This is a genomic window from Curtobacterium sp. MCJR17_043 (genome assembly GCF_003224315.2).
Classification (GTDB): domain Bacteria; phylum Actinomycetota; class Actinomycetes; order Actinomycetales; family Microbacteriaceae; genus Curtobacterium.
In genome coordinates this window covers 2,142,111-2,160,568 of record NZ_CP126259.1, presented here as the reverse complement: position 1 = coordinate 2,160,568, position 18,458 = coordinate 2,142,111, and the positions used below count along the sequence as shown (strand labels likewise).

16 protein-coding genes and 6 pseudogenes are annotated in these 18,458 nt (G+C 72.2%); 5 read left to right on the top strand and 17 right to left on the bottom strand.

Going from position 1 to position 18,458, the window contains the following annotated elements; all coding sequences use genetic code 11:
• The first annotated feature begins 51 nt into the window (after window positions 1-51).
• Window positions 52-741 (top strand): 3-oxoacyl-ACP reductase FabG, encoded by a 690-nt coding sequence (gene fabG, locus DEJ15_RS11225; RefSeq protein WP_284176198.1) that lies wholly within the window; start codon window positions 52-54, stop codon window positions 739-741.
• A gap of 63 nt (window positions 742-804) precedes the next feature.
• Here the strand turns inward: fabG and serB are convergent, their stop codons facing one another.
• Together serB and glgC are read right to left on the bottom strand one after the other, a co-directional pair.
• On the bottom strand, window positions 805-1,443 hold the full coding sequence (serB, locus tag DEJ15_RS11220) for a phosphoserine phosphatase SerB (RefSeq protein WP_110825004.1): 639 nt from the start codon (window positions 1,441-1,443) through the stop codon (window positions 805-807).
• Window positions 1,444-1,557: 114 nt separating this feature from the next.
• A pseudogene (gene glgC / locus DEJ15_RS11215) lies at window positions 1,558-2,800 on the bottom strand (glucose-1-phosphate adenylyltransferase).
• 47 nt (window positions 2,801-2,847) lie between these two features.
• Between glgC and glgA the strand changes: the two are divergent.
• From glgA to DEJ15_RS11200, 3 genes and pseudogenes are all read left to right on the top strand, one after another.
• Window positions 2,848-4,045, top strand: a pseudogene (gene glgA, locus DEJ15_RS11210) (glycogen synthase).
• 126 nt (window positions 4,046-4,171) lie between these two features.
• Complete coding sequence (locus DEJ15_RS11205) at window positions 4,172-4,954, top strand: ABC transporter ATP-binding protein (RefSeq protein WP_110825001.1); 783 nt, start codon at window positions 4,172-4,174, stop codon at window positions 4,952-4,954.
• A 110-nt stretch (window positions 4,955-5,064) separates the two neighbouring features.
• A complete protein-coding gene (locus tag DEJ15_RS11200; RefSeq protein WP_017887280.1) occupies window positions 5,065-5,313 on the top strand; it encodes a type B 50S ribosomal protein L31 in 249 nt (82 codons plus the stop codon).
• Between the two features lie 131 nt (window positions 5,314-5,444).
• Here the strand turns inward: DEJ15_RS11200 and DEJ15_RS11195 are convergent, their stop codons facing one another.
• From DEJ15_RS11195 to DEJ15_RS11135, 15 genes and pseudogenes are all read right to left on the bottom strand, one after another.
• Entirely contained in the window at window positions 5,445-6,266 is an 822-nt protein-coding gene (locus DEJ15_RS11195) for an HAD family hydrolase (RefSeq protein ID WP_110825000.1), read from the bottom strand.
• Window positions 6,263-7,471: a cysteine protease StiP family protein gene (locus DEJ15_RS11190; RefSeq protein ID WP_284175002.1), complete on the bottom strand. Its 1,209-nt coding sequence runs from the start codon at window positions 7,469-7,471 to the stop codon at window positions 6,263-6,265. Before DEJ15_RS11190 ends, DEJ15_RS11195 begins: the two co-directional genes overlap by 4 nt.
• A gap of 58 nt (window positions 7,472-7,529) precedes the next feature.
• Window positions 7,530-7,928: pseudogene (locus DEJ15_RS18505) on the bottom strand (TRSP domain-containing protein); the annotation flags it as partial.
• Window positions 7,929-8,187: 259 nt separating this feature from the next.
• Window positions 8,188-8,421: pseudogene (locus tag DEJ15_RS18500) on the bottom strand (phosphoribosyltransferase domain-containing protein); the annotation flags it as partial.
• Between the two features lie 16 nt (window positions 8,422-8,437).
• Window positions 8,438-8,824 (bottom strand): annotated as a pseudogene (locus DEJ15_RS18495) (phosphoribosyltransferase domain-containing protein); the annotation flags it as partial.
• A 95-nt stretch (window positions 8,825-8,919) separates the two neighbouring features.
• Entirely contained in the window at window positions 8,920-10,086 is a 1,167-nt protein-coding gene (locus DEJ15_RS11180) for an HpcH/HpaI aldolase/citrate lyase family protein (protein ID WP_110824998.1), read from the bottom strand.
• A gap of 104 nt (window positions 10,087-10,190) precedes the next feature.
• Window positions 10,191-10,568 (bottom strand): hypothetical protein, encoded by a 378-nt coding sequence (locus DEJ15_RS11175; RefSeq protein ID WP_284175000.1) that lies wholly within the window; start codon window positions 10,566-10,568, stop codon window positions 10,191-10,193.
• Between the two features lie 442 nt (window positions 10,569-11,010).
• Window positions 11,011-11,571 carry a TerD family protein gene (locus DEJ15_RS11170; protein ID WP_110824996.1) on the bottom strand — a complete coding sequence of 187 codons (561 nt, stop codon included), beginning with the start codon at window positions 11,569-11,571 and terminating at the stop codon, window positions 11,011-11,013.
• Window positions 11,572-11,607: 36 nt separating this feature from the next.
• Window positions 11,608-12,141, bottom strand: coding sequence for a hypothetical protein (locus tag DEJ15_RS11165; RefSeq protein ID WP_284174999.1), 534 nt, complete (start codon window positions 12,139-12,141; stop codon window positions 11,608-11,610).
• An 18-nt stretch (window positions 12,142-12,159) separates the two neighbouring features.
• Entirely contained in the window at window positions 12,160-13,380 is a 1,221-nt protein-coding gene (locus DEJ15_RS11160) for a toxic anion resistance protein (RefSeq protein WP_110824994.1), read from the bottom strand.
• Between the two features lie 69 nt (window positions 13,381-13,449).
• Window positions 13,450-14,028, bottom strand: a complete 579-nt coding sequence (locus DEJ15_RS11155) for a TerD family protein (protein ID WP_110824993.1) — start codon at window positions 14,026-14,028, stop codon at window positions 13,450-13,452.
• A gap of 29 nt (window positions 14,029-14,057) precedes the next feature.
• On the bottom strand, window positions 14,058-14,639 hold the full coding sequence (locus DEJ15_RS11150) for a TerD family protein (protein ID WP_110824992.1): 582 nt from the start codon (window positions 14,637-14,639) through the stop codon (window positions 14,058-14,060).
• A gap of 43 nt (window positions 14,640-14,682) precedes the next feature.
• Complete coding sequence (locus DEJ15_RS11145) at window positions 14,683-15,267, bottom strand: TerD family protein (protein WP_110824991.1); 585 nt, start codon at window positions 15,265-15,267, stop codon at window positions 14,683-14,685.
• Window positions 15,268-15,314: 47 nt separating this feature from the next.
• Window positions 15,315-16,445, bottom strand: coding sequence for a DUF475 domain-containing protein (locus tag DEJ15_RS11140; protein ID WP_110824990.1), 1,131 nt, complete (start codon window positions 16,443-16,445; stop codon window positions 15,315-15,317).
• Window positions 16,446-16,520: 75 nt separating this feature from the next.
• A pseudogene (locus DEJ15_RS11135) lies at window positions 16,521-17,230 on the bottom strand (exonuclease domain-containing protein).
• Window positions 17,231-17,426: 196 nt separating this feature from the next.
• Between DEJ15_RS11135 and DEJ15_RS11130 the strand changes: the two are divergent.
• Window positions 17,427-18,458: an alpha/beta fold hydrolase gene (locus tag DEJ15_RS11130; RefSeq protein WP_349814699.1), complete on the top strand. Its 1,032-nt coding sequence runs from the start codon at window positions 17,427-17,429 to the stop codon at window positions 18,456-18,458.

Sequence of the window (18,458 nt, the reverse complement as noted above, 5' to 3'; positions counted from 1 at the left end):
ATCGACCACCAACGAACGGAGCGCCCATGACCACCCCCCCGTACCGTCCTCATCACCGGCGGCAACCGCGGCATCGGCCACGCGCTCGCGGTCCGGTTCGTCGCCGCGGGGCACCGCGTCGCGGTCACGTCGCGGAACGGCCAGGGCGGCCCCGAGGGTGCGCTCACCGTGCAGGCGGACATCACCGACACCGCATCGGTCGACCGGGCCTTCACCGAGGTCGAAGCCGCGCTCGGCCCGGTCGAGGTGCTCGTCGCGAACGCCGGCATCACGAACGACCAGCTCCTGCTCCGCATGTCGGAGGAGGACTTCACGAGCGTGGTCGACACGAACCTCACCGGGACCTTCCGCGTGGTCAAGCGCGCGACGAAGGGGATGATGAAGGCGAAGTTCGGCCGGATCGTCCTCATGTCGAGCGTCGTCGGCGCCTACGGTCAGATCGGGCAGGTCAACTACGCGTCGTCGAAGGCCGCCCTGGTCGGCATGGCCCGCTCCATCACGCGCGAGCTCGGGTCACGCGGCATCACCGCGAACGTCGTCGCTCCCGGGTTCATCCAGACGGACATGACCGCTGCCCTCTCGGAGGAGCTGCAGGCCGAGTTCAAGAAGGCGATCCCGGCCGCGCGCTACGGCAGCGTGGACGACGTCGCGGACGCGACGCTGTTCCTCGCCGGCGACGGTGCCGGCTACATCTCGGGCGCGGTCATCCCGGTCGACGGCGGCCTCGGCATGGGCCACTGACGGGCTGCGCCTCCGGGTCCGTCGCAGGCAGCGCGCCGCCCGGCGACGCCCCGGTGGCTGGCCTCAGCCGCGCAGGCCGAGCGCCGCGAGGACGACCGACAGGTCGCGGTCGACCACGGCCACGTCGGCCTCGGCGCGGACCCGGGGCTTCGCGTCGAACGCGACGGCGAGCCCCGCGACGGCCATCATCCCGAGGTCGTTCGCGCCGTCGCCCACCGCCACCGTGCGTGCCGGGTCGACCCCGTCCGCCGCGCCCCAGGCGAGCAGCGAGTCCGCCTTCGCCCGTGCGTCGACGACGGCCCCGAGCACCTGGCCGGTCAGCACGCCGTCGCGCACCTCGAGGCGGTTCGCCCGGCAGTGGTCCAGCCCGAGTGCGTCGGCGAACGGGTCGAGGACCTCGTGGAACCCGCCCGACACGACGCCGACCGTCCCACCGGCGGCGTGGACGCCCTCGACGAGCTCGCGCGCACCGTCCGTGACCCGGACGGCCTGCTGCGCCTCGGCGAACACCCCGACCGGGAGGCCCGCCAGCGTCGCGACCCGCTCCCGGAGGCTCGCCGCGAAGTCGATCTCGCCGCGCATGGCCCGCTCCGTGACAGCCTGGACACGTGGCCGGGTCCCGGCGGCGTCGGCGAGGAGTTCGATGACCTCGTCCTCGAGCAGGGTGGAGTCGGCATCGAGGACGACGAGGAAGCGCGGCACCCGACCACGCTACCGGGACGCCCGGTCGTGTGACGGTGGCCGGCGTCACGGCCGACGACGAGGACCCCGCCACCCGGAGCGGGCGACGGGGTCCTCGTCGGGTCGGACGGTGGCTCAGGCCTCGACGCGGACGCCCTTGCCGACGACGGTGATCCCGGAGTCGGTCACGGTGAACCCGCGGGCCTCGTCGGCCTCGCGGTCGAGACCGACCGAGGCACCGGGGGGCGAGGACGACGTCCTTGTCGAGGATCGCGCGGTTCACCACGGCACCCGCCCCGATGGTCGCCCGTTCGAAGACGATCGAGTCGAGGACCCGCGCCTGCGAGTCGATGGTCGCCCACGGGCCGATGACGCTGCGTTCGACCTGGGCGCCGGAGAGCAGGCACCCGAGGGAGACGATCGAGTCGACCGTCGCGCCGGTGTTGCCGTTCGCGTCGCGCACGAACTTGGCCGGGGGCAGGTTCGTCTGCTGGTTGAAGATCGGCCAGTCCTGGTTGTACAGGTTGAAGACGGGCACGGGTGCGATGAGGTCCATGTGCGCGTCGAAGAACGAGTCGATCGTGCCCACGTCCCGCCAGTAGTACTTGTCGCGGTCGTTCGACCCGGGCACCTCGTTGCGCTGCAGGTCGTAGACGCCGGCGTCGCCGCGCGCGACGAAGTCCGGGATGATGTCGCCACCCATGTCGTGGTTCGATGTCTCGATCTGGCCGTCCCGCAGGACCGCGTCGACGAGGGCGTCGGCGTCGAACACGTAGTTGCCCATCGACGCGAGCACCTCGCCCGGGGAGTCCGGCAGGCCGGTGGCGTCCTTCGGCTTCTCGAGGAAGGCCTCGATGCGGGTCGGGTCCGCGTCGTCGACCTTGATGACGCCGAACTGGTCGGCGAGCTCGATCGGCTGCCGGATCGCGGCGACGGTGGCGCTGCGACCGGAGGCGATGTGGGCCTCCACCATCTGCGAGAAGTCCATCCGGTACACGTGGTCGGCGCCGACCACGACGACGATGTCGGGCCGCTCGTCGCGCATCAGGTTGAGGGACTGCAGGATCGCGTCGGCCGAGCCGGCGAACCAGCGCTTGCCGAGCCGCTGCTGCGCGGGGACCGAGGCCACGTAGGAGCCGAGCAGCCCCTCCATGCGCCAGGTCTGCGAGACGTGCCGGTCCAGTGAGTGCGACTTGTACTGCGTCAGGACGACGATGCGCTGGAGCCCGGAGTTGACCAGGTTCGACAGCGCGAAGTCCACGAGGCGGAAGTTCCCACCGAACGGCACGGCCGGCTTCGCACGGTCCGCGGTGAGCGGCATGAGTCGTTTGCCCTCGCCGCCGGCGAGGACGATGCCGAATACCTTCTTCGTTGCCATGTCGTTCACAGTAGGCGTCAGCACTGGGAAACCGTTACCGTGAACGCGTGCGAGTCGATCTACTGACCAGGGAGTATCCGCCAGAGGTGTACGGCGGAGCCGGTGTCCACGTTGCCCAGCTGACCGCGGCGCTGCGGTCCGGGACGGACACCGACGTCCGTGTCCGGGCGTTCGGCGGGTTCCGCGACGAGGAGGGGGGTGTGGGCGTACCGCACCCCTGCAGGGCTCGAACAGGCGAACGGCGCGCTCCAGGCGCTCGGCACCGACGTGCAGATCGCGGCGGACGTCGAGGGTGCCGACCTCGTGCACTCCCACACCTGGTACGCGAACTCCGCGGGCCGGTTGGCGCAGTTGACGCACGGCATCCCGCACGTCGTGACCGCGCACAGCCTGGAGCCGCTCCGCCCGTGGAAGGCCGAGCAGCTCGGCGGCGGGTACCGCCTGTCGAGCTGGATGGAGCGCGAGGCGTTCACGAACGCCGACGGCGTCGTCGCGGTGTCGAAGGCGATGCGCGCGGACATCCTCCGCTCGTACCCGTCGATCGACCCGGACCGCGTCAAGGTCGTCTACAACGGCATCGACATCGACGACTGGAAGCCCGAACGCGACGACGACGCCGTCCGCGCGCTCGGCATCGACCCGGACCGCCCGAGCGTCGTCTTCGTCGGCCGCATCACCCGGCAGAAGGGCCTGCCGTACCTGCTCCGCGCGGTGGCCTCGCTGCCCGAGGACGTCCAGGTCGTGCTCTGTGCCGGCGCGCCCGACACACCCGAGATCCTCGCCGAGGTCACCGGACTCGTCGAGGACCTCCGGACCCGTCGCAGCGGCGTCGTCTGGATCGACCGGATGCTCGAGCACCGCGAGATCGTGCACGTGCTGTCGAGCGCGACGGTGTTCGTCTGCCCTTCGATCTACGAACCGCTCGGGATCGTCAACCTCGAGGCCATGGCATGCGGCATCCCCGTCGTCGGCACGAAGACCGGCGGGATCCCCGAGGTCGTCGCCGACGGGCTGACCGGTCGGATCGTGCCGATCGACCAGGCGACCGACGGCACCGGCACCCCGACCGACCCGGATCGGTACGTCGCCGACCTCGCCGCGACCCTCAACGAGGTGCTCGGCGACCTCGGGCTCGCGAAGCTCATGGGCCGCGCCGGTCGCCTGCGGGTCGAGAGCGAGTTCACCTGGGGCGCCATCGCCACGAAGACGCGCGCGGTCTACGACCAGGTCCTCGCCGGTCGCTGACGCGCCGGCCTGGAGGCCCGGTGCCGGTCCCCGTGACCGGCACCGGGCCTCCCGTCCGTCGCGGCTCCTGCCCGTCGAGCGCGGCGCTGACGGGGGGAGCGGAGCCCGCTCGCGTAGGCTGGGTGCATGCCCTCGGTCGTGCGCTTGTCAGACGTCTCCGTGGTCCGCAACGGGGCCACCATCCTCGACGGGATCTCGTGGGAGGTGCGGGACGACGAGCGCTGGGTGGTGCTCGGTGCGAACGGTGCCGGCAAGACCACGCTGCTGCAGGTCGCCGGCGCGCAGACCTTCCCGACGTCGGGTGACGTCGAGGTCCTCGGCACCGAGCTCGGCGGCGCCGACCTGTTCGACCTCCGCCCGCGGATCGGCTTCGCGTCGACCGCCCTGGCGCGCCGCATCCCGGTGACGGAGAAGGTCATCGACGTCGTGCTCACCGCCGCGTACTCGGTCACGGGCCGCTGGAACGAGGAGTACGAGGAGCTCGACGTCCGTCGTGCGCAGCGCGTGCTCGAGGAGTGGGGCCTCGGCGCCTTCACCGACCGGACCTTCGGCGAGCTGAGCGACGGCGAGCAGAAGCGGGTCCAGATCGCCCGCGCCGTGATGACCGACCCCGAGGTGCTGTTCCTCGACGAGCCGGCCGCCTCGCTCGACCTCGGGGCCCGCGAGAGCCTCGTGCGCACCCTCGGCGGCTACGCGCAGAGCGAGGACTCGCCCGCGATCGTCATCGTCACCCACCACGTCGAGGAGATCCCGGCGGGCTTCACGCACGCCCTGGTCCTGTCGGACGGTCACGTGCAGGCCGCGGGCCCGATCGACGAGGTCCTGACCGCCGAGACGCTGACCACCGCGTTCGGCGTCGAGCTCACCGTCTCGAAGGACGCCGGGCGCTGGACCGCCCGCGCGGTCTGACACACCCGACGGCGGCGCTCCCGATCCGTCCCGCGTTCTGGTAACGTGGACGGCTGGCGTCCGCCAACGACTTCCCATCTTCCGTCATCGCGATCCACCGAGGAATCCCCATGAAGACCGACACCCACCCCGAGTACCGCGCCATCGTCTTCCGTGACCTGGCTTCCGGTGAGACGTTCCTGACGCGTTCGACCGCGAACAGCGACAAGACCATCGAGCTCGACGGTGCGACCTACCCGGTCATCGACGTCGAGATCTCGTCCGCCTCGCACCCCTTCTACACGGGCAAGCAGCGCATCCTCGACTCGGCCGGCCGCGTCGAGAAGTTCAACCAGCGCTTCAAGGGCTTCAGCAAGTAAGCAGCCTCCCAGCGCCGGACGGGCGGTCCTCCTCAGGGAGGGCCGCCCGTTCGTCGTCCGGGGGGCTGACGCAGCAGAGGCGGACACAGCAGGGGCTGACGCAGCAGAGGCGGACGCGGACGGACGCGGCCTCAGACGGACGCCGGCACGTCCGCCACCGCCGCAGCCGCGAGCCCGATGAGCTCCTCGCCCGCGAGCACGCCCTGCGCCGCGGTGACGACGAGGTTCGGCGCCGACCAACCGACGGCGTGCAGTTCGCCGTGTGCGGGGCGGATCGCGACGTCCGCCCAGGCGAGCATCTCCCGGTCGAGGAGCGAGTCCCCGGCGGCGACGGTCCGGGTCGCACCGATCCGCTCGGCGACGGCGGCCAGGGCTCGTTCCTTCCGGATCGGCGCCGGGACCGCGTAGAGCTTCCGGCCCTGCACGGACACCCGCCAGCCCAGCCCGGCGAGGTCGGCGGCGAACGACTCGACCGCCGCGTCCGGCAGCTCCGAGCGCTCGACGATGGCGTACACGAACACGTCCTCGGCGCGACGGGTGCGGAGGACCGCCCCGGTCGGCAGATCGGTCGCGAGGCGCTGCTCGACCTCCGGCAGCGGCGCCGACGTCGCTGCCATCTCATCGCGGAGCGTCTCGGTCCACGCCGGGTCCGGCTCCCCGTCGTGCAGGACGACCGCACCGTTCGTGGTCACCGCCCAGCCCGTGGGCGGCAGCGGCAGGCGGATCCGCCGGTACTGTGCGACCGTCCGGGTGGTCACCGGCACGACGACGGCGGCCGCGGCGAGCTCCGACAGGGCACGCTCCGCCGCGCGGGTCATGAAAGACAGCGGCAGGCCCTGGTACACCTCGGTGACGACGAGGGAGGGTGCCGCCTCGTCCGGACCGTCGAGCATCAGCGCGGCGGACGAGTAGACCACGGTGCGGTCGAGGTCGAACCCGACGAGGGCGGTCATGCGTCGGCTCCAGTGGTCGTGGCGGCGGACCCGGTCACGCGGCTGCCGAGCGGGTGGATGAGCCCGACGCAGCTGTAGGACAGGTCGGGCCGGGTCACGACCGGGACGCCACGCTCCCGGGCGAGGGCGACGACGTGCGCGATGTCGACGTCGTCGGGATCGCGCACGAGCACCTGCCACGGCACCCGCCGGAGCAGCACGCGGGTGGTCTCGCCGACGCCGGGCTTGACGAGGTGCAGGTCCTCGATGCCGTACTCGGCGCCGATCGCCTCGACCGTCCGCATGCCGCGCCAGTCGACGGCACGGGCCGTCGGTCCGCCGTCCGCGGCCACGGCCGCGTCCACCCGGGAGCGGACCGCAGCGAACCGGGCGGCGATCGTCGCGACGAAGGACCGGGAGTGGTCACGGCCGGCGAGCTCGCGGTACTGCTTCGCACCGTGCAGCGTCCCCTCGGGCGTCCAGGACCGGTTGAACACGGTCCGGGACACGAGTCCGGAGACCGTCGAGTTGAGACACGCGGAGGGCACGAGGTAGTCGTCACGGGTCCCGTGCAGCGGGGTGCACCCGGCCGGGTCGGCGAGGACGGCCAGCTCGTCGCCGAACCGCACGCCGTCGGTCGCCGCGAACCGGTCGAGCGCGTCCGTGAGTTCGCGCGTGATGGCGCCCTTCCCGGTCCACCCGTCGACGAAGACGACCTGCGCCGGGTCGTGGTGCGCCGCGAGCCAGCGGAGCGCGGTCTCGTCGATGCCGACCCCGCGGACGATGCTCGCCGTGTAGTGCTGGAGCCGGACACCGCGCTGTTCTGCGGCCCACCGGCGCATGAGGATCCCGACCGGGGTGCCGGCGCGCGCGAGGGACACGAGCACGGCGTGCGGCCGGTCGCGGAGCACGAGGTCGGTGACGATGCCGACCGCTTCCGCGATGCGGTCGGCCGAGCGGCCGAGGGCGTCGCGGTACAGCTCCTCGTACGCCTCGGTCGGCACGTACTCGACCGGCAACGACTCGGCGTAGTTCGCGCCCTCGAGCTGGATCGCACGCTCCCGGTCGGCGGTGTCCGCCTCGAGGGCGGCGTCCGCCAGGTCCTGCAGCAGCCAGGTGACGTCGTCGGGCTCGTAGGAGCCGAAGGACGGCCCGGTGAGCGGGCGGGGAGGTGTCCCACCGTCGCGCTGCGCTCGGTCGTCGGCGTCCGCGAGCGCGCTCGTCACGAGCACGACGCGGGGGGGTCACGGCGGCGAGGGCCGGGAGCAGCCCGTCCGGACCCTCCAACCGGGCCGGTTCGGTGCCCGGCTCCGGCACCACGACGACCGCGTCGAACCCGCGCACGTTGTACGCACAGCGCTCACCGGGACCGTCGACGGTGTCGTCGTGCGAGCGGTGGCGGATCCCGGACCGGATGGGCCACGCGGGGTCGTCGAGGACGGCGACGGGTGAGCGGGTGCTCGTGGAGGACAGGACGTCGGCACCCGTCCGACGGCGGAGGGCATCGGCCACCGCGAGCGGGGTCGCCATGTGCTCCTCGGTGCCGAGCACGAGGACCCGGCCCGGCGCCTCGCCGAGGACGGTCGCGAGGTCGGCGGCGGTGCCCTCGACGTCGGTGCGCGGGGTGCGGACGCGGGACGCGGGCGTGCCGGTCCGGTCGACCGCGGTGGGCGCGGCGGTCACCACGGTGACCGCGTCGGGACGGGAGGCGCGTGCCGGGTCCGGGACGGGCCTCCCGTCCGCGGTCCCGCCGCCGTCCGGCGCGACGTCGTGGCCCTCCGGGCTGCCGGCGTCGAGCGGACCGGGTGCGCCGAGCGGGGTGGCGAGGGCCGCGACGACCTCCGCGGCCGTCGCGGGGAGGTCCGCGGGGGAGCGTCACGTGCCCGCGACCGAGCGCGACCACGGCCACGGGGGCCCCGAGTTCGACGGCGAGGGCCTCGGTCGCGGCGACGTCGGCGTCGGAGCGGAGGTCGACGAGTGCGGCCACCACCCACTGCCGCTGCGGTGCGAGGGCGTGCAGGGCGCGGATGGTGGCGCGCGCCGTCGCACCCGTGCTGAGCTCGTCGTCGACGAGGACGACCGTGCCGTCGGTCGGCAACCAGTCGTCGTGCGCCGGGAGCAGCCGGTGCGCGGTGGCGTGCGAGTGCGCCTCGTCGAAGCCCGCTGCCGCGGCCACACCGGGGGAGCTCGTGTCGGGTGGAGTGCAGGGTCGCGGCACCGAGCGACTCGGCGACCATGGCGCCGAGCGCGGTCGCGGTCTCCGCGAAGCCGAGGACCAGGGCCTCGGGATGGGCCGGACGGGAGGCCGCGAGGTCCGTCCGCAGCGTCGTCGCGGTCCGGTGCAGCGCGTCGTGTGCTGCGGCGTCGCCCGCCGAGGCCTGCGCGTCGAGCACCGCGCGGAAGCGGCCCGCGGCGCCGGCGTCGAAGCGCGCGCCGCCGTCGAGCACGTCGGCCACGCGTGCGCCGAGCGCCTCGCCGGCCAGGAGCGCGACCGCCGGCACCGTCGGGACGTGCTTCGCGAGCACCGTCGAGACGAGCAGGTGCGCCCGCTTCGGGTTGCGGCGGAGCGCGAGCCGCACGAGCGACGACAGCGGGACGGTCGTGTCGCCCGGGGCCGTCCGGTCGTCGACGAGCTCGACACCGAGGTCGGCGGGGGTCGGCAGCGTGGTCGTGGTCACGGGAGGCTCCGCTCGAGCAGGTCGACGTAGGTCACGTCCGGGGTGGTCACACCGAACGCCCGGGCCCGCAGCATGGTGCGTTCCGCCCAGGCGTGGTGCGGCTTCATCTCGTTCATCTTGTTGCCGTACCTCGACGCGGCGACCCCGCCCGAGGCGTTCGCGAGCACGTCCGACGCGTCGGAGAACTCCTCGTCGCTGACCACCGACATGGCGTGCACGAGCGGCACGTGCCGCGGGTGGATGACGGTCTTGCCGGTGAGACCGTTCGCCTGGTCGAGGGTGACCTCGCGGAGGAGCCCGTCGAACCCCTCGAGGAGCAGCTGCCGGCGGAGCGCCAGGTCGCCGGCCTCCTGGAAGGGCGACGCCCGGAGCTGCGTGCGGAACACGCGGTCGGAGTCCGGGTAGTGCTCCCACACCGGCCCGGCGACGACGAAGCCGTCCCGCGCGCGGCCGAGGACGTTCACCACGTCGCCGATCACGGACGCGAGCACCTGCACGTCGTACACGGTCAGGTGCGAGGGGCGCCGGAGGCCGTACACGCTCGACAGGTCGGTGGCGCCGATGCGCACGGCGAGCACGTCCCGGCGGCGGGCGAGCAGGAGGTCGTGCACGTCGGCGAGGGCGTCCGTCCGGGACTCGCGGTGCATGATCGCCGGCGACTCCAGGATCGGCATGACGAGCAACCGACGGTCGGACCCGCGCCCGGCGTTCGCCGCGTCGAGCACGTCGAACCACCGGGCTCCGACGCCGTCGCTGTTCTCGAACTTCGGCAGGACGATGCCGCTGAGCACGTCGAGCGCACGGTCGCCGAGCCGGTCCACGAGCCGGGTGAGGTGTTCGGGTGTCCGGACGCGCAGGAACAGCTGCGGCAGCGTGGCCGGGTCGGCGTCCTCGGTCAGGGTCCGGAGTGCCGCCTCCACGTTCGCCTCGGCGCGCGGCAGGTCGTCGTCGCCGACGGAGTCCTCGAGGCAGAGCACGATCGACCCGGCACCGAGCTCGGTCTGCCGGCGGACGTCGCGGACGAGGTCGGGGCGGATCCCCGGCGTGTACAGCGTCGCACCGAGGGCCACCGCGCGGAGGTCCTGGTCGCTGTCCCGGGTGACGTCCTCGGGCGGGCGGAGGAACAGCTGTTCCTGGTCGGGAACGGCGGCGAAGTGGCGCACGGATCAGACTCCGACTGTCGGGGCGGACAGGACGAACCCGAATGCGGCGAAGACGTCCCCGTCGTGGGACGCCCGGGGGGAACGGCTCGGCGCGGAGCTCGAGTTCACCGTCGATGACGGAGAGCGCCAGGATCACCGTGGTGTCCGCGTCGCCGGGGTCGACGGCCAGGGTCGTGCCGTCGTGCAGGGCCACGACGAGACGCTCCTGCCCCCCGGCACATCACGAGGGCACGCCGGAGGTCGCGGACGTGCCGGAGGGAGACGAGGACGTCGCGACCGTCGTACCCGACGAGCGGTCGGTTGCCGGACGTCTGCACAGCCCGTCCGGCGGTGGCGCCGTCCACCGTGGTGGCGCCGACGACGCGGTCGACGGACTCCCAGGCGACGCTCGTGGACCCGGTGATGCGCAGCGCCCCCCACGGCGGACCGGCGACGGTCGATGCGGGCGACGGGCTCGTCCGGTCCGAGGACGCGGACGTCACGGGGGTCCGGTGCCGGGAAGGGACGGATCCGGGAGGCGCGCTCGGCCAGGCGACGGGCGACACGGTCCGAGCGGGTCGTACCGGACACCGGGGTGGAGGCGTGCGTGGACCGGTTCGACGGGGTGGCCGTCGTCGCCGAACCGGGGACCGAGTGGCCGGTCGTCGGCGGGGCGGGAGCCGCGTTCCCCCCCACCGGACGTCGGTGCCGGTCGGCCGAAGGACAGGCTGAGCCCGGAACCGGAACCGCTCGCCTGCGACTGCCCGCTCGACGCCGGGGACACGTGTGGCGGCGGGGCCGGCGGCCGTCCGACGGGAGAGCCGGTGCCCGCGGTGCCGAGAGCGGGCGACGCATGCGACGCACCAGGCGTTGCGGCGCCGGGACGGGCCTCCTGGCCGGGCGGGGTGGGACGGACGCGCCGGCGGAGGAACGGGTGCCCTGCCGTCATCGCGAGCGGCCGATGCCGTGGTCGGCGCGCAGACCCGTCAGCCCCGTCGTGTACCCCTGGCCGACGGCGCGGAACTTCCACTCCGACCGGTGGCGGTACAGCTCGCCGAGGATGACCGCGTCGATCATGTGGTTGCGTTCGGACGGCAGCGGGAAGACGAGGAGTTCCCGACCGTCCGGTGTGCTCACCCGGACGGACATCGAGCGCACCGAGCCGAGGTCCTTCGGTGACCGCGGGTCCGGGTCGAGGTAGACCGCGAAGACGATCTTGTCGACCGTGTCCGGGACCGAGGCGAGGTCGACGTCGATCTCCTCCTGGTCGGACTCGTCGAGGTACCGCACCGAGGCGTCCGCGTTCTCGAGCTGGTTGAAGAACACCAGGTCGTCGTCCGACAGCACCCGTCCGTCGGGCCCGCACACGATCGCGACCGGGACGAGTTCCGCGGACGGGCCGCGGCTCGCGATCTGGTCCCACGAGATGCCGACGACCACGGCCGTGAGCCCGGGGTTCTCAGCCGTGACGGCGGCGTTCGCTCCCGGGACGAGCCGCCCGCTCACGAGTCCGCTCCACGCAGACGCAGACCCTCGTCACCGTCACCGAGGCGGTCCCGGAGGAACCGGCCGTGCGAGGAGAGTTCGGCGATCGCGCCGCTCCTGATCTGATCGTGCATGTCCTCCACCGTCTCCGCGACGACGTCGAGTTGGCCGGCGAGGGTCGCCGTGGCGGTGCTGTCCGGGGTGCGGTCCGACGGGGGGCAGGGACCGGTACGTGCGGACGGGCGTGGGCAGGTAGTCGTCGACGACGGCCTGGAACAGGTACCGCTGCTCCGTCGACGCGCCCCGGGCGATCACGGTCCCGGCGGCGTCGCGCAGCAGGTCCTCCACGTGGCGCACCCGCGAGGACACGACGGTCGGGAGGTCGGCCCCGGCGGCGCGCACGAAGGCACGGAGGTCGTCGAGGCCGGCAGCCGCGGTCGCGTCGTCGGCGGCCCCACCCGATCCGCGGACGTCGATGCGTGCCGCAGCAGCGGCCGCCGCCGACGCGGGTGTCTCGGCATCGGGGTCGGCGACACGGCGGTCCTGGTCGTCGTCGTCGCGGCCGAACAGTGCGCGGAGACGGTCACGCACGGGAGTCGACCGCGGTCGTCATCGCGTGACCGATCGCTGGTCGTCGTCGCCCTGGCGGGCCCGCTCCAGGTACGGCTTCGCGCGCTGGATGCCCGACTCGAGCGCCGAGACGGTCGACGACATGTTCTGCGCGGCCTGCGAGCGGAACGAGTCGATCGCGTCCATGGTCTGGAACACGTTGTCGAACGCCTTCTGCAGCGTCTCGACGCTCACACCGGAGTTCGTCGCCTGCTCGTGGATCCGCGTGGTCTGGTCGCGGAGCATCTCGCTGGTCTGCAGGATCATCGCGTTCGTGGTGTTGTTCACCGCGTCGATCTGGTCGAGCACCATCTTCTGGTTCGCGAGGGCCTGCGCCACGACGACGGCCGTGCGGAGCGCCGCGATGGTCGTGGTGCGGGCGCGCTCGACGCCCTTGATGAGCTCCGTGTTGTTCTTCCGCACGAGGTCCATGGCCAGGTAGCCCTGCACGGACACGGCGAGCTGCGTCAGGATGTCCTGGTGCCGCTGGCGCACGGGGAACAGCACGTCGGACTCGAGCTTCTGCGCCTCGTCGACCCGACCGCCGTTCCGCAGGCTCTCGATCTTCGACACGGTGGCCGCGTCGAGGGCCTTCGCGAACACGGCGTACTCGCTCAGCTGCTGCATGGTCTCCCACAGCTGGACCTTCTCGTCAGCGAGGGTCGCGTTGTCCTTGCGGAGTTCGTCCTGCCCCGCCATGAGCGACTTGATGATCTTGTCGAGCTGGGTCTGCGCCGACTCGTAGCGCTGGAAGTACTTCGCCAGCTTGTTGCCGCCGGGGATCATGCCGAGGATCTTCCGGCCCGTGCTGAGGTCGGCCTGGTTCGGCGTGAGGTCCTCGACGGTGGAGCGCAGGTCACCGAGGGTCGTCGCGACCTTCACCTGGGCGCCGTCGCCGGTGCGCTTGGCGCCCGCCACCGAGGACTGCGAGCGCTCCAGCATGCGGGACGAGAAGCCGCCCGACCGGGCGATCTCCGAGCTCGCGATGGCGTTGATGCCGTCGACCTTCTCGGTGAACGCCGGCGACCGCGGGTCGAGGCCCGCGACCTCGTCCACGAACTCACGGGCCTGGGCCGCGATCTGCGCCTGACGACCGGCGTCCACCGGCACCATCCCCGGAGCGTCATCCGGCGTGACGACCTCGGCGGCGTCGGCAGCGCGGAGGACGAGTGCGTCCTGGGACGGGTCGGTGGGCTCCGGCGGAGCGAGCGGTCCGGGCATCGGTGGTCTCCTGTGACGTGGTGGGAGGACGGGGTGGTGCAGAGCTGGCGAGTGTGGTGGCCCGGCGGGTCAGCTGAGGTTGACGCCGAAGTCGGTCGCGACGCCGGCGAGCCCGGACTGGTAGCCCTGGCCGACCGCACGGAACTTCCACTCGGCGCCGTTGCGGTAGATCTCCGAGAAGATCATCGCGGTCTCCGGAGCGGCGTCCTCGGACAGGTCGAAGCGCACGATCTCCGTGCCGTCCTGGTCGAGCACCCGTGAGTACGCGCTGCGCACCTGTCCGAAGTTCTGGCGGCGGGCCTCACCCTGGTCGATCGACACCACGACGACCACGCGGTCGACGTCGGCCGGCAGGCTCTGCAGGTCGATGACGATCTGCTCGTCGTCACCGTCGCCCTGGCCGGTGCGGTTGTCGCCCTTGTGCTCGACGGAACCGTCCGCGCTGCGGGGCTGGTTGTAGAAGATGAAGTCGGCGTCCGAGCGCACCTTGCCGTCGGCGCCGACGAGCAGGGCCGAGGCGTCGAGGTCGAAGGCCTCGCCGGCGGTGGTGCGCGGGTCCCAGCCGAGGCCGACGGTGGCGACGGTGAGTCCCGGGCTCGTCTTCGTGAGGGAGAGGTTGCCGCCCTTGCTGAGGGAGAGTCCGGCCATGATCGGTCCTTTCGGGTTGGAGGGGAGCGTCAGTCGAGCACGACGCCGTAGTCGGTCGCGACGCCGCGGAGTCCGGTGGCGTAGCCCTGGCCGACGGCGCGGAACTTCCACTCGCCGTCGTACCGGTAGATCTCGGCGAAGATCATGCCGGTCTCCGAGGCCGCGTCCTCGGTGAGGTCGAAGCGGACGACCTCGTTGCCGGTCTCGTCGTTCACCACGCGGCAGAACGCACCACGGACCTGCCCGAAGTTCTGGTGCCGGGCGTCGGCCTGGTCGATGGTGACGACGATGACGACGCGCGCGACGTCCGCGGCCACGAGGTCGAGGTCGATGAGGATCTGCTCGTCGTCCCCGTCGCCCTCACCGGTGCGGTTGTCGCCCTGGTGCACCACGGAGCCGTCGACCGACTGCAGCTGGTTGTAGAAGATGAAGTCGTCGTTCGAGCGGACCTTGCCGTTCGCGCCGACGAGGAGAGCCGAGGCGTCGAGGTCGAACTGCTCGCCCGCGGTCGTGCGCGGGTCCCATCCGAGGCCGATCATCGCCCGGCGCAGGCCCGGGTCGGTCTTGGTCAGCGAGAGGTTGTTGCCCTTCGAGAGCGAGAGGGTCGCCATCGATCGTCCTTCCGTCGGTGCGGTGCTGCGGTGTCCGGGCGGGTCAGAGTGCGGCTGCCGCCGGACCGACGAGGTCCTGCACGGTCCGGCCGTCGGCCCGCTCACCGATCGCGGTGAAGGTCCATCCTGCTCCCGTGCGGGACACCTTCGCCATGACCATCGCGGTGTGCTGCCCGGAGTCGGTGAGCTGGTAGCGGGCGACCTCGGGAGCGCCGGCCGTCGAGTCGTCGACCACCCGGCAGAACGCGTTCTGCACGTTGTCGAACGTCTGCCGGCTGTAGCTGCTGATGACGAACACGATCTGCTGGACGGCACCGTGCACCGCGCTGAGGTCGATCCGGATGACCTCGTCGTCGCCGTCACCGTCGCCGGTCAGGTTGTCGCCGGTGTGCTGCGCGGAGCCGTCTTTGCTCCGGAGCTGGTTGAACCACACGTAGTCCACCGGCTGGCCGTCGGCACCGAAGAAGATCGCAGAGGCGTCGAGGTCGACGTCGGCTGCCTTGCGACCGAACAGGCCGCGCTTGGTCGTGACGGCGTCCCACCCGAGACCGAGCCGGACGCGGGTCAGTGCGCTCCCGTCGTTCTTCGTGAGCGAGAGCGCTTGGCCCTTCTGGAGGCTGAGACCCATGGCGGTGAACCCTTCGTGTGGTTGCGGTGGAGCGGTCGCCCCTGGTGTCAGGAGGCGACGGGGACGTGCTGGTCGGCGGGCTGGTGCTCGCCGGTCTTGTGCTTGTTGCGGACCACCGAGGAGATGAACGCGGCGATGATGAACACGACGCCGATCAGGCCGGTGACGACCTCGTTCACCTCGGTGGTGATCGTGATGAGCAGGATCGCCGCGAGGGCACCGATCGCCCAGTGCGCACCGTGGTCGAGGTACTCGAACTCGTCCAGCGTGCCCTGTCGGACCAGGAAGACGGTGAGAGACCGGACGAACAGGGCACCGATGAGGCCGAGGCCGAGCGCGATGATGATCGGGTCGGCGGTGATCGCGAAGGCGCCGATGACGCCGTCGAACGAGAACGACGCGTCGATGACCTCGAGGTAGAGGAACAGCAGGAACGCGGCCTTGCCGGCGACTGTGCCGACCTTGCGCTTGCCGCTGATCCGGTTCGCCTCGGCCACCATCTCGCCGGTGTTCTCGAACGAGTTGCCGTCGTCCTCCGGGTCGTCGACGTCGAACAGCCCGCCGAGACCGGTCACGAGGAAGTAGGTGACGAGTCCGGCGATCCCGGAGACGAGGACGATCGACTGGTGGTCGCCGGCGGTGGTGCCCGCGATCGCGAGGACCACGAGGGCCACGACGACGTTGACCATCGGGAGCTTGCCGATGAACAGCAGCGGTGCCTCGAGCCACTTCAGCCACAGGATCTCGCGTTCCTCGAACATGAAGTCGAGGAAGATCATGAGGAGGAACATGCCGCCGAACGCGGCGATCTGCGGGTGTGCCTCGTGCAGCAGGTATGCGTACGTACCGGGCTCGTCGATCGGGCCCTTCTCGAGCGCGAGCTGGACGGCCTCGACGGGGTTGAGCGACGCCGTGACCCCGACGATCAGCAGCGGGAAGAGCACGCGCATGCCGAAGACGGCGATGACGATGCCCACGGTGAGGAACATCTTCTGCCAGAACGGGTTCATCCGCTCGAGGATGCGGGCGTTGACGACCGCGTTGTCGAAGCTGAGGCTGATCTCGAGCACGCCGAGGATGGCGGTGATGATGACCGCGCTCCACCCGCCGTACACGAGCGCCACGGCCAGGGCGATCACGGTGATGGCCAGGGACCACCCGAAGGTCTTCAGGAACACGTGCGCAGATCTCCCCATGGTGCGTGGTGCGTCGTCAGGGGGGACGGCACGGTCGAGCACGCCCCGTTCGGAATGCTACATGCCCGGGACCGAGTGGCGACGGGGCCACCGGCCGTCCGCGGTGAACGTCGGGTCACGCTTCGCCCGCATGTACTCCTGGAACGAGGTCGCCTGCTCCGAGCACCAGGCGACCTGCTTGCGGTGGAGCTCCTCGGCGCTGATCGCGAGGTCGTCGGGGTACTTCGCGGCGATGGCCTGCGCGACCCGTCCGGCGGCGATGGCGTCCGCGCCGGCGTCGTGCGCGTCGTCGAGCCGGACCCCGTAGCACGCCGACGCGGCCTCGAGCGTGCGCTTGCCCTTGCGGTAGGTGTCGAGCGCCTTGTCCATGACGAGCGGGTCGACGACGTTGCCGATCACGGGGGGAGGCGATGCCGTGCCGTTTCGCCTCCCGGTCGAGGACGGTGAGGTCGTACGGGGCGTTGTAGATGACCAGGGGGGATCCCGCGGGCGAACACGGCCTCGACCGCGGCGACGATCTCGGCGACGACCTCGCCGGCCGGTCGGCCCTCTGCCCGTGCACGTTCGGTCGTGATCCCGTGCACCGCGGACGCCTGCTCCGGGATCGCGACACCGGGGTCGGCGAGCCACGCACCCTCGACGATGGAGCGCCCGGTCATGTCGATCAGCCCGACGTGGGCGGTGACGATGCGGGCGGTCTCGACGTCGATGCCGGTGGTCTCGAGGTCGAAGACGCCCAGCGCGTGCCACCACGGTCGGGTCGTCAGGTCCTGCGGGGGGCCGGGTCGACGGGTCGACGGCGGCAGCGGGGGGAGGTCACGCGGCCAGGCTAGCCAACCGCACCGACACGGCGGGACCCGCAGGACGGGTCACGGCGCACGCCGGAGGGCTTCCCTAGACTGGCGCGGATGCAACCGCCCGTGCTGTCCCCGTACCAGTCGCTCCTGGCGGCGACCCCCCGTCGTGCACCGCGCGGTCCAGGTCGACGGCCGGACCACGCACTACTGGGAGTACGGGCCGGCGGTCGGCGCCGAGGGCCGTGCCCGCAACGCACCTCCGGCGACCGTGCTCGCGGTGCACGGCTTCCGTGGGGACCACCACGGGCTCGAGTCCGTCGCGGCGCACCTCGTGGCCGGGCACCCGTCGGGCGTGCGCGTCATCGTGCCCGACCTGCCCGGCTTCGGCACGTCGGACCCGCTCCCGACCGCGGACCTCGACGCGTACGTCGCCTGGCTCGACGGCTTCCACTCCGCGCTCGGACTCGACGGCGACACCGTCGTCCTCGGGCACTCGTTCGGCTCGATCGTCGTCGCCGCGTCGGTGGCCGCCGGGCTCGACACGCGCCTGCTCGTCCTCGTCAACCCCATCGCCGCCCCGGCCCTGCAGGGTCCACGGGCGATCGGTACGGCCGTCGCGATCGCGTACTACCGGCTCGGCGCCCGGCTGCCCCGCGCGCTCGGCCTCGGGCTGCTGCGCAACCGCGGGATCGTCCGCGCGATGAGCATCGCGATGCTGAAGTCCGCCGACCCGACGGTCCGCCGCTGGGTGCACGACCAGCACGACCGGTACTTCTCGGCGTTCGCGAACCGGACCAGCGTCCTCGAGGCGTTCCGGACCTCGGTCACCTCCGACGTCTCGCAGTTCGCCGACCGGATCGCGGTGCCGGTGCTCATGGTCGCCGCCGAGCGTGACGACATCACGGCCGTGCCGGAGCAGCGTGCCCTCGCGTCGCGACTCCGCGACGCCGAGCTCGTCGTCGTGCCGGAGGTCGGTCACCTCGTGCACTACGAGACGCCGGCCGCGGCGGCCGCGGCGGTCCTGCGCCGGATGGCGGACCCCGCCCCGGGCGCTCCCGGCCGACGGAAGCGGGCGAGCACCCCGCGCCGGGCGAGCGCCACGCGCCGACCGACCGCGCCGGAGGGACCGAACGCTCCCGAGGGACCGAACGGTGGCGCTGCGGACCGCACTCGCCGGACGGGAGGCGACCCCTCGTGA

What these genes read in the sequence shown, in the direction of transcription:
- DEJ15_RS11205 (WP_110825001.1), top strand. Translation starts at nt 4,172, where the DNA reads ATGCCCTCGGTCGTGCGCTTGTCAGACGTCTCCGTGGTCCGCAACGGG.
- DEJ15_RS11200 (WP_017887280.1), top strand. Translation starts at nt 5,065, where the DNA reads ATGAAGACCGACACCCACCCCGAGTACCGCGCCATCGTCTTCCGTGAC.
- DEJ15_RS11195 (WP_110825000.1), bottom strand. Translation starts at nt 6,266, where the DNA reads ATGACCGCCCTCGTCGGGTTCGACCTCGACCGCACCGTGGTCTACTCG.
- DEJ15_RS11160 (WP_110824994.1), bottom strand. Translation starts at nt 13,380, where the DNA reads ATGCCCGGACCGCTCGCTCCGCCGGAGCCCACCGACCCGTCCCAGGAC.
- DEJ15_RS11155 (WP_110824993.1), bottom strand. Translation starts at nt 14,028, where the DNA reads ATGGCCGGACTCTCCCTCAGCAAGGGCGGCAACCTCTCCCTCACGAAG.
- DEJ15_RS11150 (WP_110824992.1), bottom strand. Translation starts at nt 14,639, where the DNA reads ATGGCGACCCTCTCGCTCTCGAAGGGCAACAACCTCTCGCTGACCAAG.
- DEJ15_RS11145 (WP_110824991.1), bottom strand. Translation starts at nt 15,267, where the DNA reads ATGGGTCTCAGCCTCCAGAAGGGCCAAGCGCTCTCGCTCACGAAGAAC.